The organism is Streptomyces yongxingensis, assembly GCF_055597465.1.
In genome coordinates, this window is record NZ_CM145717.1 from 2910942 (window position 1) to 2924749 (window position 13808).

At 66.8% G+C, this 13808-nt stretch carries 7 protein-coding genes; all 7 read right to left on the minus strand.

Features of this window, described 5'->3' with window-relative positions:
* Positions 1–25: 25 nt before the first annotated feature.
* The 7 genes from serA to ACZ6TD_RS12260 all read right to left on the minus strand — a co-directional run bounded on the left by serA (position 26) and on the right by ACZ6TD_RS12260 (position 12559).
* Positions 26–1615 carry a phosphoglycerate dehydrogenase gene (gene serA / locus ACZ6TD_RS12230; RefSeq protein ID WP_471353392.1) on the minus strand — a complete coding sequence of 530 codons (1590 nt, stop codon included), beginning with the start codon at positions 1613–1615 and terminating at the stop codon, positions 26–28.
* Between the two features lie 129 nt (positions 1616–1744).
* Complete coding sequence (locus tag ACZ6TD_RS12235) at positions 1745–3070, minus strand: MFS transporter (RefSeq protein WP_471353393.1); 1326 nt, start codon at positions 3068–3070, stop codon at positions 1745–1747.
* The gene (locus tag ACZ6TD_RS12240) at positions 3070–4215 is read right to left on the minus strand and encodes a PLP-dependent cysteine synthase family protein (protein ID WP_471353395.1); all 1146 of its coding nucleotides are present in this window, start codon (positions 4213–4215) and stop codon (positions 3070–3072) included. Before ACZ6TD_RS12240 ends, ACZ6TD_RS12235 begins: the two co-directional genes overlap by 1 nt.
* A gap of 2115 nt (positions 4216–6330) precedes the next feature.
* On the minus strand, positions 6331–7080 hold the full coding sequence (locus tag ACZ6TD_RS12245) for a hypothetical protein (protein ID WP_471353397.1): 750 nt from the start codon (positions 7078–7080) through the stop codon (positions 6331–6333).
* Between the two features lie 53 nt (positions 7081–7133).
* On the minus strand, positions 7134–11096 hold the full coding sequence (locus tag ACZ6TD_RS12250) for a golvesin C-terminal-like domain-containing protein (RefSeq protein ID WP_471353399.1): 3963 nt from the start codon (positions 11094–11096) through the stop codon (positions 7134–7136).
* Positions 11097–11150: 54 nt separating this feature from the next.
* A complete protein-coding gene (locus ACZ6TD_RS12255) occupies positions 11151–12053 on the minus strand; it encodes a hypothetical protein (RefSeq protein ID WP_471353400.1) in 903 nt (300 codons plus the stop codon).
* A 26-nt stretch (positions 12054–12079) separates the two neighbouring features.
* Positions 12080–12559 carry a hypothetical protein gene (locus tag ACZ6TD_RS12260; protein ID WP_359531593.1) on the minus strand — a complete coding sequence of 160 codons (480 nt, stop codon included), beginning with the start codon at positions 12557–12559 and terminating at the stop codon, positions 12080–12082.
* Positions 12560–13808: the final 1249 nt, after the last annotated feature.

A 13808-nucleotide genomic window follows, 5' to 3' on the forward strand; every position in this document is an offset into this window, starting at 1 on the left:
CGGGTTCTACGACCTTGATATGTGGTCAGCCGAGGGTGACCGTGCGGGCGAAGGTGGCGTCGGTCTCCTGGGCGATTTCGTTGAGTACGTCGGCGGGGACGTTGCTGTCGACGTTCAGGACGGCGAGCGCCTCACCGCCCGGCACGGACCGGGAGACCTGCATGCCGGCGATGTTGAAGCCCGACTCGCCGAGTACGTGGCCGACGGTGCCGACGATGCCGGGCCGGTCCTTGTACCGCAGGAAGATCATGTGGTCGCTGACCGCGAGGTCGATGGTGTGCTGACCCACGGACACGATCTTCTGGATGTTCCTGGGGGCGGTCAGGGTGCCGGAGACCGTGACCTGCTCACCGCTGTTCAGGGTGCCGCGGACGGTCACCACATGGTGGTGGTCGGGGGACGTCGAGCTGGTGGTGTGGCGCACATCGACCCTGCGTTCCTGTGCGAGCAGTGGTGCGTTGACGTAGGAAACCGCCTGGTCGACGACGCTCTCGAAGACGCCCTTGAGTGCGGAGAGTTCCAGCACCTTGACGTTGTGCCGGGTGATGTCGCCGTACACCTCGACATCGAGCCGGACCGCGACCTCCCCGGCCAGGGCGGTGAAGATCCGGCCGAGGTTCGCGGCGAGCGGTACGCAGGGGCGGACGTCCTCGGCGACGACGCCGCCCTCGACGTTGACCGCGTCCGGGACCAGCTCTCCCGCGAGCGCCAGCCGCACCGACGTGGCGACGGCGATGCCCGCCTTCTCCTGGGCCTCATCGGTCGAGGCGCCCAGATGCGGGGTGGCCACGACGTTGTCGAACTCGAAGAGCGGGGAGTCGGTACACGGCTCCTGGGCGAAGACGTCCAGACCCGCGGCGGCGACGCGGCCCTCCTTGAGCGCGCTGGCCAGTGCCTGCTCGTCGACGATCCCGCCGCGCGCGGCGTTGACGATCCGGACCTCGGGCTTGACCTTGTGCAGCGCCTCGTCGCCGATCAGGCCGACGGTCTCGGGCGTCTTCGGAAGGTGAACCGTGATGAAGTCGGAGACCTCCAGCAGTTCGTCGAGCGAGAGGAGCTTGACGCCCAGCTGCGCGGCGCGCGCGGGTTGGACGTACGGGTCGTAGGCGACGACCTTCATGTCGAAGGCGGACATCCGCTGGGCGACCAGCACGCCGATGCGGCCGAGGCCGACCACACCGAGGGTCTTCTGGCTCAGCTCGACGCCGGTGTACTTGCTGCGCTTCCACTCGCCGTTCTTCAGCGCCGTATTGGCCTGCGGAATGTTCCGCGCGGTGGCGAGGAGCAGGCCGCAGGCGAGCTCGGCGGCGGTGACGATGTTGGACGTGGGAGCGTTGACGACCATGACGCCGGCCTTGGTGGCGGCGGAGACGTCGACGTTGTCGAGGCCGACCCCGGCGCGGGCGACGACCTTCAGCTTCTTGGCGGCGGCGATGACCTCCGCGTCGACCTTGGTCGCGCTTCGCACCAGGATCGCGTCGACATCCGCGATCGCGGGGAGGAGTTCGGCCCGATCGGCGCCATCGCAGAGTCGGATCTCGAAGTCCGGGCCCAGGGCGCCGACAGTGGCGGGCGACAGCTTTTCGGCCAGGAGTACGACAGGTTTCGAGCTCACGGTGGATTTCAATCCCTACTGGTTCGTTGAGGAACGGCCGCCCCGGCGGCCGCATACGGCGGCGACTTCGACGCATGGCCGGCAGGGAGGACGAAGGAAAGCTCGTCCCCCCTGCCGCAGGACCATGAGTCAGGCGGACACCGACTCAGGCTGTGTCTCGCGTACCGGCGGCGCGAGGCGGCCGGTGCGGTGCAGTCCGTACAGGGCGGCGGCACAGGCCAGGCCGAGTGCGCAGAACGCGATCCACGGGAGCGCGGAGACGCCGGCCGCGCGGGCGGCGTCCAGAGAGGCCCCGGTCAGCAGGTTCCCGAGCGTGATGCCGACGCCGCAGATGGTGTTGTAGAGCCCGTAGTGGGTGGCGACCAGGCGGTCACCGGAGAGCCGGACGATGGTGTCCATCTCGAACGGGTAGGCGATCATCGTCCCCACCGCCAGGAGCAGAGCGGAGAGCGCGGGCGGCACGGCCGCGAGCAGCCACAGCCCCACTCCGCCCTCCGGCACGGGCACGGCCGTCGGTACCAGCAGGGGCACGAACGCCACGCCCATGGTGAGCAGGCCCCAGGCAAGGGCCCGGCCCGGCTCCATGCGGGCCTTGCACCACGCGGTCACCTTCGTCTGGAAGAGGATCGTGCTCAAGCCCGAGACAGCGAAGAGCATCGCCACCGCCGCTGTCCCGGACGTTCCGTCGCCGCCCAGGCGCCGCACTTCCAGCGGCAGGGCGAGATAGACCTGGAACTGCATGACGTAGAAGCCGATCATGGCGACCGAGAACAGCAGGAACGGCCGGTTGGCCACGATGGTGCGCCACTGGGACAGCACGCCGTCCTGTTGGCCGCTTCCCTTGGTGGCCGGTGCGTCATGTGCCCGGCGGGCGGGCAGACTGCGGAGCTGCACGATGCTCAGCAGCGCGAAGATCCCGGCCGACACCAGGCAGGCGACGCGGAAGTCGACACCGGTGAGCACCATGCCGACCAGGGGGCCGAGCAGGATACCGGCCTGGTAGAAGATGTTGAACAGCCCGAACGCTTCGACCCTGCGCTCCCCGGCGTCCGCCGCCAGATAGGCCCTCACCGCCGGGTTGAACAGGGCACCCGCCAGCCCGGTCGCCGCGGATGCGGCGAGCAGCGCGGGCAGCGCCTCCACCAGTCCGAGGGTCGCGAAGCCGACGATGCGCAGCATCAGCCCGGCGATGATCAGCGGCTTGTAGCCGAGCCGGTCGGCCAGGGTTCCGCCGACCAGGAACATCCCCTGCTGGCTGAAGTTGCGTATGCCGAGCACGAGTCCGACGGCCCAGCCGGCCAGCCCGACCGTGCCGGACAGGTGCGCGGCCAAGTACGGCATCAGCATGTAGAAGCCGAGGTTGATGGAGAACTGGTTCACCATCAACAACTGGACGCTGCGCGGGTAGGAACGCATCTGCGCCAGGGTCCCCCCAGAACGTGACTGCCGGTCCATCACCGGTCTCCCTCCTCCCGGGCGTCGAACTCAGCGAGCTCGGCAGCGTCGTGCTCCTGCGCCGGGCCGGACAGGGTGAGCGGGTCGACCACGGTGGTACACCGGGTCCAGCGGCTGACTTCCTTCTCGTCCAGGCGGCCGATCATCTCCGGTTCGACGGGCGGCGGGGAGTCGAGCAGACCGTGTGCGGCGCAGTAGTCGTCGTCGTAGACCGTGCCGAGATAGCGTTGCGGGCCGTCGGGGAAGATCGCCGCGATCTTCGTGTCCGCAGGCAGGGTACGGGCCAGCCAGCCCGCCACCAGGGCGACCGCGCCGACGCTCCAGCCGCCGGTGGCGTAGTGGGAGGCGGCGAGCCGGCGGCAGGTCCACACCGCATCGGCCGGCGCCACCCAGTGCACCTCGCTGAAATTGTCGTAGGCGACGTTGCGGGGGTAGATGCTCGAACCCAGGCCGCGCATCAGCCGGGTGCGGGCCGGCTGCCCGAAGATGGTCGACCCGATGGTGTCGACGCCGACGAGCTTCAGCTCCGGGTACAGGGCCTGCAACACCCGGGAGACGCCGGCGGAGTGGCCGCCGGTACCCACGCTGCACACCAGCACGTCGATGTGGCCCAGTTCGGAGGCCAGCTCCAGCGCGAGCGGGGTGTAGGCGGTGGTGTTGTCGGGATTGTTGTACTGGTCGGGGCACCACGAGCCGGGGTGCCGCGCCATGAGCTGAGCCACTCGCTCGCGCCGTGCCTGTTGCCAGCCGCCGGTGGGGTGGGGTTCGGGGACGACGTCGACCTGGGCTCCGTAGGTGGTCAGCAGCTGGGTCATGGACCGCTCGAGACCCGGGTCGGTGACCAGGGTGACGGGGTGGCCGTAGACCATGCCGGCCAAAGCCAGCCCCAGGCCGAGGGTGCCGCTGGTGGATTCGATGATCCTGGCGCCGGGGCGCAGATCACCACGGGCGCGGGCCCGCTCGACCATGTACAGGCCAGGCCGGTCCTTGATCCCGCCGGGGTTGAAACCCTCCAGCTTCGCCCAGAACCCCCGGTCAGCGGGGGTGAGGGGATCGGAGATCCGGAGAACCGGGGTGTCGCCCACGAGCCCGGACAGGGCCGAGCGGGCGGGAAGTGTGATCTTGGTTGTGGTCTGCGGGTGCATCTTCCGCTCTCATCGGTGGTGTGACGGGGTTTCGTCGGACGCGCCGTCCGGCCCAGGAAGAGGCATCCGCCTCGGTACCTGGTGGCAGCACGCGCGGCCGGTGTCGATGGCCGCGAAGGCCCGTCTAGATCCGCCACCGACAGACGACGGCGAGGGTGGAGCGGCCTGAGCGCCGTATCCGGGGTCTGCTTCCTCCGTGTCGAGCGACCCACTGCTGGCCGACCACGGCGGCAGTCACTCCCGCCGCGACTCCGGCGAAGACGGCCGGGGCCGCGGTGTCGGTGAACAACTGCCGGGCCTGCGGAGGCACTTGGCTGACCGCGTAGGGCGCGCAATGCGCACCGGAGTGTGGATGCGGTCCGTGGGGCATCGCACGCTCGGTGTCTGCCGACGCGAGCGCGGGGAGATCGGCCGAAGCCGAGGCCGAGGCCCGGCCCTGCGTGTGGCTGTCGTCAGCGTGCGGGGCAGAACAGCCGGACGCCCACAGCAGCAAGACTCCGAGAACGACGACCAGCAGCCGAGCCCTCGTAGCCGGGCGGCTGGTGTGAGCGTGGCAAAGGGGGTGTAACGGCACGGTTCCTCCGGGGAGCGGCCGCCGCTCCCACGGCGTGGGGAGGCAGCGGCGGATCGGGATCAGCAGGCATCCGAGCAGGCAGGCGCCGAGAAGCGGTCCGACCAACACGAGGAAGTGTGGCCACGGGCGTCCAGGGAGCCGGAACTGACCGCACGTGGCCGGCCCGTCCCGCGGGGCGGGCCGTCATCTCTCAGGAGAGCGGCGGCCAGTCGGGTACGCCGGAATCTAGACCTGCTGCACCACGGAGACCCTCGAATCCGTCAACGAAGGAACGGTCGACTTCGACCGGAAGGGGCCGGGCTTCCCCCATGCAAACGGGCGCGTCGTTGGCACACGGCCCCGTGTGGACAGACTTGGAGCGGCCAGATACAGGTCCTGCTGGGGCTGGCCGGAGACGCAGCCTTCAGCCGTGTGGGGCGGGCCGTCGCCCTCGTGCTGGCCGTCGGCCGCCGCAGCGTCAGGCGACGCGCTCGCGACAGCGCCGCCTCCTCCGGCCCCGCTCGTGTGACCTTCCTGCGTCACGGCGGACCCGTGTGCGGGCGCGGTCGCACCGACCGTTGCGTGCCCCTGGGCGCTCTCAGCGCTCGCGCCGTGCGTGACCAGGACGCCGAGCACCAGCACGGCCAGCCACAGCAGACGCAACGGTCCCGTGGAGCGGGGCCGCAGCATGCCGGAGCGCAACCAAGCCGTAACCATGCCGTGATCGTATCCATTGCCCGGCGGCGCGGCGCAAACTTCCCTCGGAAACACCGCGTTAACAGCTGTACACACATTTCACGCAATGGGTCAGGCTGATGCTTCGAGTCTCGTGAAACGACAGGTCGCCCCACCCTCGGCACCTATTCGCACGAGCCTCGACCATCTGGCCTCCGCAGACGTGATCCGCCTCACGCCTCCGTCAACGGCCCTCGTGACCTCACTCGGCCTGTGGAGCGTCGCCGATGCCCCTGCGGCGACGCGGCCCGGCGGGCGTCTGCGCTTCGGCGGCCACATCCATTCGCCAGGTGCCCGGTTCACCCGGAAGCAGCGCAGGTCAACCTGGCGGGCCATCGCCCGGGCCAATGTCACCGCCGCCAAAAGTGACGGCGCTGTGCCGGATGGAATGGTGCTCGAGAGCCCACCCGACGCCGCCGCCACGCGCCGTGCCGGCCTGGCCGGCCACAGCGACCTGCTCCTGACCACCTGGCGTCCCCCTCCGCGCTCCCGTGCGCACCAGGCAGACGAGCTCGCCGAGGGCACTGGCACGGACGCCGAGGAGGGCGCGGCGGAGATGAGATCGCCCAGGTCGTCCGCTCGATCAAGGACCTGGCCACCGTGGTGCGCCAGGCCGGGTCCGAGGACAGGGCCGAGATCTAGGGAACGTGGCCCATGGCCCGCGTCGATCTCGTGCTGCTTCAGCCAGTTCCGCAGCTGGGTGGAGCTCTTCCACGAGAACCTCGGGGGTCCGTGCCGACACCAGGCCCTTGCCCATATCGATGGCAGCGGCTCTCGGGTGGCTCCAACCACGGGTGACGCAAGGCTGGCGCAAGCCGCCACACCGGTCAACGGTCGCGGTCACGATCGGGATGGAGACCATCGCCTTGGCGGCTGCGCGGCGGAGGGCAAGCTGCTTCCGACACGTCGTGGGCCGACAGCACCCCCGGTCGGCCCGGGGCCAGGGTTACGTCGAATCGCAGGCATGCCGCGACCTGAGGGGAGTCGCCCAGCGGGGTGTTGGTGAACCTTTGGGTGATACTGACACTCGGCCGATGCCGTTCGACCAGGGCGTGGGGGCCAACGGCGTGTGTTATCTCGCTGGACGTCAGCTCGCCGCCACCGGCATCGCTCACCAAGTGTTCCCGGGCCTTGAATGCCTTCCGGTAGACGGTGTCCAGTTCCCGCTCCCTGAGGTCTGGCCCCTGGCGGGGGCAAGCCTTCAGCGAGCGTGTCGTTACCGATGCGCCCAGGGCGCGCATGGGGGTGATGGTGTAGGAGTAGCAGCGAGTGACTTGTCCGCGTCCTCCCGCGATCGGGTTGCCGTCGTCGTAGGGAGAGGTGAAGGCAGCCACGACCTCGGCTACGGTGTCGTGGACTGTGTAGGAGTCCAGGTTCGCGGTCCGCGAGACCTGCCACAGCGTGAAGTGAACGTGGGCGGACGAGGGGAACGGTCTGTTTCCGCTCTGCCGGATGGCGCGGCCGAACGCATGGGCCAGGTCGGTGGACGCCTTGATGGCCGTCTGCTTGTTGTGGTGCGCCGTCCTTTTCTGCCCGATGTACACGCTGACGATGCCGACGAGTGCGAGGACACACACCGCACCGAGGGCCTTGGCCCACGGTGCGGTGCGTCCCCTTCTGGGATCACGCCTCAAGGGCGTTGCCTCCTGCTGTCCGGGGCGTTGTTCGCCTCGCGCAGACTTCCGATCGCCTGCTGCATAGCGTCAGCGTACGCGGAAGTTCCGGTCTTGTTGGGGTGATAGCTCTCCCTGCTGATGCACCCGCTGTCCGTCGAGAGGCACTTGAAGTCCCCATCGCCGTTCTGCGCCTTGACGAGCTTGTTGATTCCCTCGGGATCGTCGCAGGCCCGTTTTCCGTCGAAGCTGCGGTCGGGGTTCACATAGACGATGTTCTTGTCGCCGAGGCTTTCCACGGTCTTCATTTCGGCCTGCTGCATGTAGACGGCCATGCGGTTGAGGATCTGCGCCCCTGTGGTACCCACGCCGGTCACGCAGGTGAGGCTGATGCTGCCGAAGAGTTGCGGATACCCCATGACCATGATCTTGGCATTCGGTGCCTTGGCGCGGATCAGCTCGAGCAAGGGGCCGACGCCGATGATATTGCGGTTCGGGTCGCCTGACTGAGCGGCATCGATCTTTTTCTTTATATCCTCTTCGGGAGGACAGCCGGTCAGCGCACATGCTTTGAGTACCTGCGGGAATCCGGCATCATTTCCTCCGATGGACAGGGTGACCATCGTGGTGTTCTCGTCGAGGACACCGGAGTCGATTTGCGGTGCTTCCCTGAACTGTCCATCCAGGTTCACCACCTTTCCGTTGCTGCCCAGGTAGCCGCTCGTTTGCTGGGCGACATCCGTGGTGAATGCCCCCGAGCAGGCGACGAACCCTAGTTCGCTGTCCGTGGACCAGGCGTCGGCGAGTTCGCCAGCCGAAGTGGATTGCCCGGGAAGCTTCATCTTTCGGGGCCACGCGTTCTTTCCGCGGCGACAGGCACTCCACGTGTCTTTCCCATAGTCGGCGTCGGTCTCGGTGTAGTAGTTACCGGAGCCTTCACCCGAGGAATAGGAATCGCCCAGGGCGGCGACGATGTCGCGTGGTTTTCCCGGGAGTGGCTGAAAGGCGACCGCGTCGAAGGCGATGTCGTCATCCCCGGTGCCGTCCTCGGTTTCGGTGCTGAGTGTCACGCTGGCTCGACCATTGAGCTTGTAGACACCCAGAGAAACCCAGTTGTTTGCTTTACGGCCCTGATTGATATAGCGATCCTTCGTGGTCCCGTCACCCAGATTGATGACATAGTGAGCCTGTTGCGCCCATGCGCCATGGTCGGGGAGATGGACCGCGATACGGTGCCAGCCGGTTTGGGCGCTCTTCAACTGCCAGGTGCCCGAGACGTTCAGCTTTCCGCCCTTGTCGCCGGGCGTTCTGGTGTGGCCAAGATAGAAGTGGCCACCGAAACCGGCTCCCAGCTGATGAAGATCCATCTTCGAGGGATACAGCCCCGAACCGTCACCGGCGAAAGCAAAGGTGAACTTTCCGGCGTTTGCCTTGGGCTGGGGGCAGTTGGGTCGAACCGAAGCAGTCCCATCAGCCGTGTCGTCGATGACAAGCGCCTTCGGCGGGGCCGCGTTGCCGCTGTCGGTCGCGTTCACCGAGCAGTTGGGCGGGTAGGCGGTGCCGTCTGCTTCTTCAGGGTACGAGGTGTTGAAGCGTACGATCTCGTTGCCGCAACTGGTGGAACAGTCCTTCCATTGAGCCTTCTTGTGCCACCAGCAGGTGAACTTGATGTCATCGCTGCCGGTAGCGATCTTGCAGGGCCCCGCGTTGGGCTCGTTCTCGGCTCCGTCGTTGATCTTGGAGGGGTCACAGGAGTCGTCCGCCACCGTGCAGAACAGGTCCTCCGGAGGCTTGACACTTTGCCGGTAGCCGTCGCTCGTCCACCATGCGGGCCTGAACGCGGCAACGGTCTTCCCGGGCGACTCCAGGGCGTCGAAGGAGTAGGCGGCGAACCCCAGGACCTTCTCCTCGTACGGCCAGTCCTGCGGGTGGGCGGCATCACGGGGGCTTGAGGACAGGAACGGGCTGCGCCCTGCATCCCATTCCGGGTTGGCCGGGTTGTTGCCCCAGCCCACACCCCATGCCCCACCGTGCTTGCTCGCCTCGCTCTGTGGGTGGAAACCGGAGTTGTACGCCCAGAGGGCGAAGAACCAGTTTTCCGGGCGTGCGGCGTCGCCGTTATTGATGGTGAGCCCGGCCAGACGGGTGTCATTCCACTTGTCGGTCAGGATCTGATGGCCGTACGCCAGGTTCACGGTGTAGTCGAGAGCAACGGCGCGCTGCACGTCGTACCGCAGGGAAGAACCCTCGCCGGGCTTCTCCTTGCCGGACAAACGCATACGGTCGGTCGCCTGGGTGATGCCGTATCCGCAGTCGGCCTTACTCCAGTTGATGGCCCACGGGTCGGGCTGCTGGCCATTGGAGGCATAGGAGATACCGTAGAAGTTGCCTATGAGTGGATTGCCGGTGACACCGGGTACCACCATCCGGGATGCCTGCCACATGTTGGACTCTTGCATGGTGACACCGAGCATCACCTGTGCGGGAACGTGGCCGCCGCCTACCAAGCCGCTCTGGGTGAAGTAGTCGCCCGGAGAGTAGGCCGGCATCCCCAGGTTCTTCCAGTTCGCCGGTCGGTGGATGGCGTTGTCGAGGTTGTCCTGGATGAGCTGGTCAACGGCCCACTCGACCTGCCGCGGCTTGGGCTGCATGGCCTGGTTGCGCGGATCGTTGCGCGGTACCGAGCAGGTCCGTTCGCTCTCGCTCTCGACCGGGTCGCTGGGCGACGCGGCGCGCAGGCCGTGCCGTGCCGTGCCGGTCGGCGCCCGCAGTGCGGGGGACGGCTGCCTCCCCTCGCCCGCGTGCGCACCGGTGGTGCTCGCCGGGTTCACGGAGAACGACGGCTTCTTTCCTGTATCGAGCACCGTGAGGGCTACGCGAACCGGTCTGGCCGAGGCGGCATCGGGACGCGGATTGCCGGAGTTCTTACCGTCGGCCCATGCCGTCCTTGTCACCACAGCTTCGGCGCGCGTTGAAACCTGGGCCTCTTTGGAGGCTGATGCCAGACGCCGCACCGAAGAGGGAAGTCGATTGGACATCTGCCGGGTGGCGCCGGTGACGAACACCTGTCCCGTAGCGCTGCGCGTGATACCCGTTTTGGTCAACGGTCCTTCTGCGAGCACAGAGGCGCGGTTCCTGGCGCCGGGTGAGCGTGTCTGTGCAGGGGCGATCCGCTTTACTGTCGCCGTGCCCTTGGCGGTCTTGTCGAGGAAGACCACACCGCCGTCGGCATCGGGCGTGAGCCGATAGGGTACCGCCGAGGTGGTGGCGAGGGTAGTGAGTTTGCCCCGGTCACCGATGCCGACTACCTGCCCGGCCGCGGCTGCGGCGATCCCGCCACCGGACACAGGTACGGCCGAGGTCAGCTGGCCCGGTACCTCAACAGGCTTCTCCACTCTGCCAGTCACGGCGTCGACCCGCACCAGCCGAGTCGCCGCCCTGTCCTCACCGCCAGATTGCGTGAGCACCGCGGTCTCCCCGGTACCGCAGCCGGGGTTGTAGTAAGAGAGAGAGGCTTGCAGGCCGAGTTTGGAGACTTTTCCCGTCTCCAGATCGACGATCGCGGTGAAGCCGCCGCGGGCCATGAGCTGCGTCTTGTTGGTGAAGGTGCGGGGCGCGTACACCACGACGACACGCCTGCCCGAGGCGGTCACGCACGCGTTTCCGATCCATGCGTCCGCGTCGAACCCCGGCTCGGCGAGGGTCGCGGCCGTCCGCCACGCGTAGCCGTCCTTCTTCTCGGCCGTCAGGATGTGGAAACCGTCAGCGTCACCGCTGGTGGTCCAGGTCCGGTCCGCGGACTTCTGCCAGCCGTTGCCGAGGATGCGGGTACGGTCTTCGGGCGAGACCGACGCAGGATCATTCTTCTCTGATACGGCTCGCGGCGGATCCGAAGGAGCCTTGGCGCCGGATTCCCCTCCTTGCGCCCAGGCCGCCTGAGTCTGTAAGAGCGACGCGCCCATGGCGAGCGCGGCGGTCATGGCGAGGGCCGTCGATCTTAATCGTCTTCGCACATCAACTCCACGGTGACAGGTCTACTGGACGGCATTGACGGACTTCGCCTGGGCTACGGCCGACTTGATGGTCTTCCTTGCCTCATCCAGTGCCACCTGGTTCTTGGCGATGGCGGTCTGCTGAAGAGCGACCTCCGCGTCGAACCAGACCTTCTCAACGTTGTATGTGCTTCTGCATGACACGTCCGCCTTCGCTGTGGCGATCTCCTCATCCGTCACGTTGTACGGATCGGAGAAGCGCGAGTCGTCGCCTGCATCCATCGGCTTGGCGTACGAGTAGCCCCGCGCCTTCATGCACGACGACCATTTGGCGAAGGCGTCGACCACGCTCGGCGCGTTCATCGACTCAAGGTAGGAGTCATCACTGATCTGCTGGGCAAGAGCGTCCGGCTGGGCCGAGGGAGCCTTCCCGTCGGCCTGCGCGACGCACCCCTTGAGCGTCGTGTCGTCGGCACCGGACTCATCGACCGCGCCGGCCTCCTGGGCCTCGTCGTATGCCCGCTGTTCCGCCGCGTCCGGGTGGTATCCGCGCTTGGCCGCCAGCCCGGCATCGTGAATCCCGTACCGCCAGTCGGTGAGCGTCTTGCCGCCTATCTCGGGAAGGTCGGGGGCCGGCGTCCACTGCTCGTAGCCCGCGGCTTTCATACACTCGTCGATCAGACTGTCCCGGGTGGCCGCGATGAGCCGGGTGTCTGCCTTCGCCGGCAGGTATGCCTCGATCGGTAGCCGCCAGGTTGCCGGATTTCCCGGGTCACCCACCTCCGCCTTCGAGGCGTGGGCGCTGTCCGCCGCACTAGCCGATGACGTGCTGTCATGCTTCGGTGGAGTGTTTGCCAGGTTCCCGGCGTATGCCACAGCGCCCACCGTTACGGCTGCCACAACGGGAACCGTGACCTTCGCGATGGTCCTCTTGGATCCGCTCATCTTTCCCCCCTCTGCTTCCGCCACCGTCAGGAGGTCCAGCGGAATGATGCGTTGTTGTTTTTGACGTGCCTGAACTGATCTATGTGCTGCCCAGCGCCCATCACGTCCTGAGCGCCCTTGTAGCCACTGTTGAAATACACCCGGGCCATGTACTTGTAGTGCTCGTTCTCACCGGAGGCAGCATTGTTCTTAAGCCGTTGCCCGGAGCCGGGCCATGGGTTGCTGACGCCGAGTGAGCAGAATTTCATGACGTGGACCGTGGGATCACTGCCGCCGATCTTTACGGCGCTGAAGTCGTACACGCTGTATCCGATGTTTCTGTAGGCTCCGCCCTGTCCCGAGTTGTAGTAGAGGTGGAGTTTGAATTTAGAGGCATAGGGGTCCTTGCAGACCTCCATGCTCATGATGTTCTCCTCGTTCCCGTTCGCCTGGGCGCTCGGCGCGACAGCTACCGAGACGAGAAGCGCGGCGACCACACTGCTCAGCGCACCAATCGTTTTACGCATGCTCCTCCAACCTTGAAGATCGATTGCAGCCTTGCGTGGCGTTCACAGTTTCGAACGCGCGTGCACTGCGACGGGGTGACTATAGATGGTTTTCTGGTGTGGCGAGTGGTCGCCTGAATTGGGGTGGCGGGATCCCTCTCGCAACCCCGAAGCCTTGTTCGGATGCTCTCCTGGATTGATCTGCACCGATGGCTGCGAGCTGCCACACGGAGTGTTAGGCGGGCAGGCATGGAATGGCCGGTTCCCCGTCCAATGGCGGCTCGATGGTCGGAATTTCAACAACTTTACTCAATGCAGTCTTGTGATCTTGTGGCGTTTACTCGGATGGCAGCAGGGGTGACGGCGACGGTAAGCCCCTCATCTCAGCTCGAAGTCCAAGTCCGGAAGCCGCGTCACTGCTGCGGTAGTGACGCGCGGCGTAGGAGTTCTACATCTCTGCCTCTTAACCTCGCCGTTGCCATTTAGGTGAGAGGGCGTCGCTGATCATCAACCGTTGAGGGGGCGCGGCGACTTCATTGCCCGGACAGGGCGGAGTCCCGACGCGATGGCCGGGCTCTCCCCGGTCCTTCGGATCGGAGTGGGGGACGACTGCTGGCCAGTCAACTGGTCGGGGAGGTGCGGCAAGGGGGTGGAATGCTGCAGCCGGTAGCGGCTTTCTTGGGTTCGGCAGTGGCGAGTTCGCCCGCCCAGGAGAAGGAGGCGGGCACGGAAAGGAGTGGATCGCCGACACGGCGGGGCCCGGGCCTGACTTGCCGATCTCGACTACCAGCCCACGCCGTATGCAGGGTCCAGCCGGGCCCGGTCCACTCAAAGAATGCATCGGCGAGGCGCGGTCGCCCCGTCTTCGCCAGACCACGGCCCTCTCTCCCGACTCAATCGGCTGGCCCCGCCAGCTGCCGGATCAGCGGAACCACGGCGGCCCGCTCCCGCAGTACGTCGCCCCCGGCAGGGTGGCCGGCAGTTGCGGTTCGGCCCGTAGCGCGTCCGTGGAGACCCACAGCAACGGTTGCCGTACCACCGACACGGAATCCAGCTCACCGGGCCGCCGCACAAGCACCGAACGGCCTCATACCGAACTGGCCGTACTCGGGTGGCGCGCCCGCGGCTATCGGCCACGCAGCACGCTGCTGCCGAAATCAAGGGGCACCGGCCTTCAGCCGTTCAGGCAATTCGGTGAGGTGACATCCGGCCAGGTGGCTGGGAAGTGTCTCTGGATGAACGCGACAGACACCGGAGAATAAGACCTGGG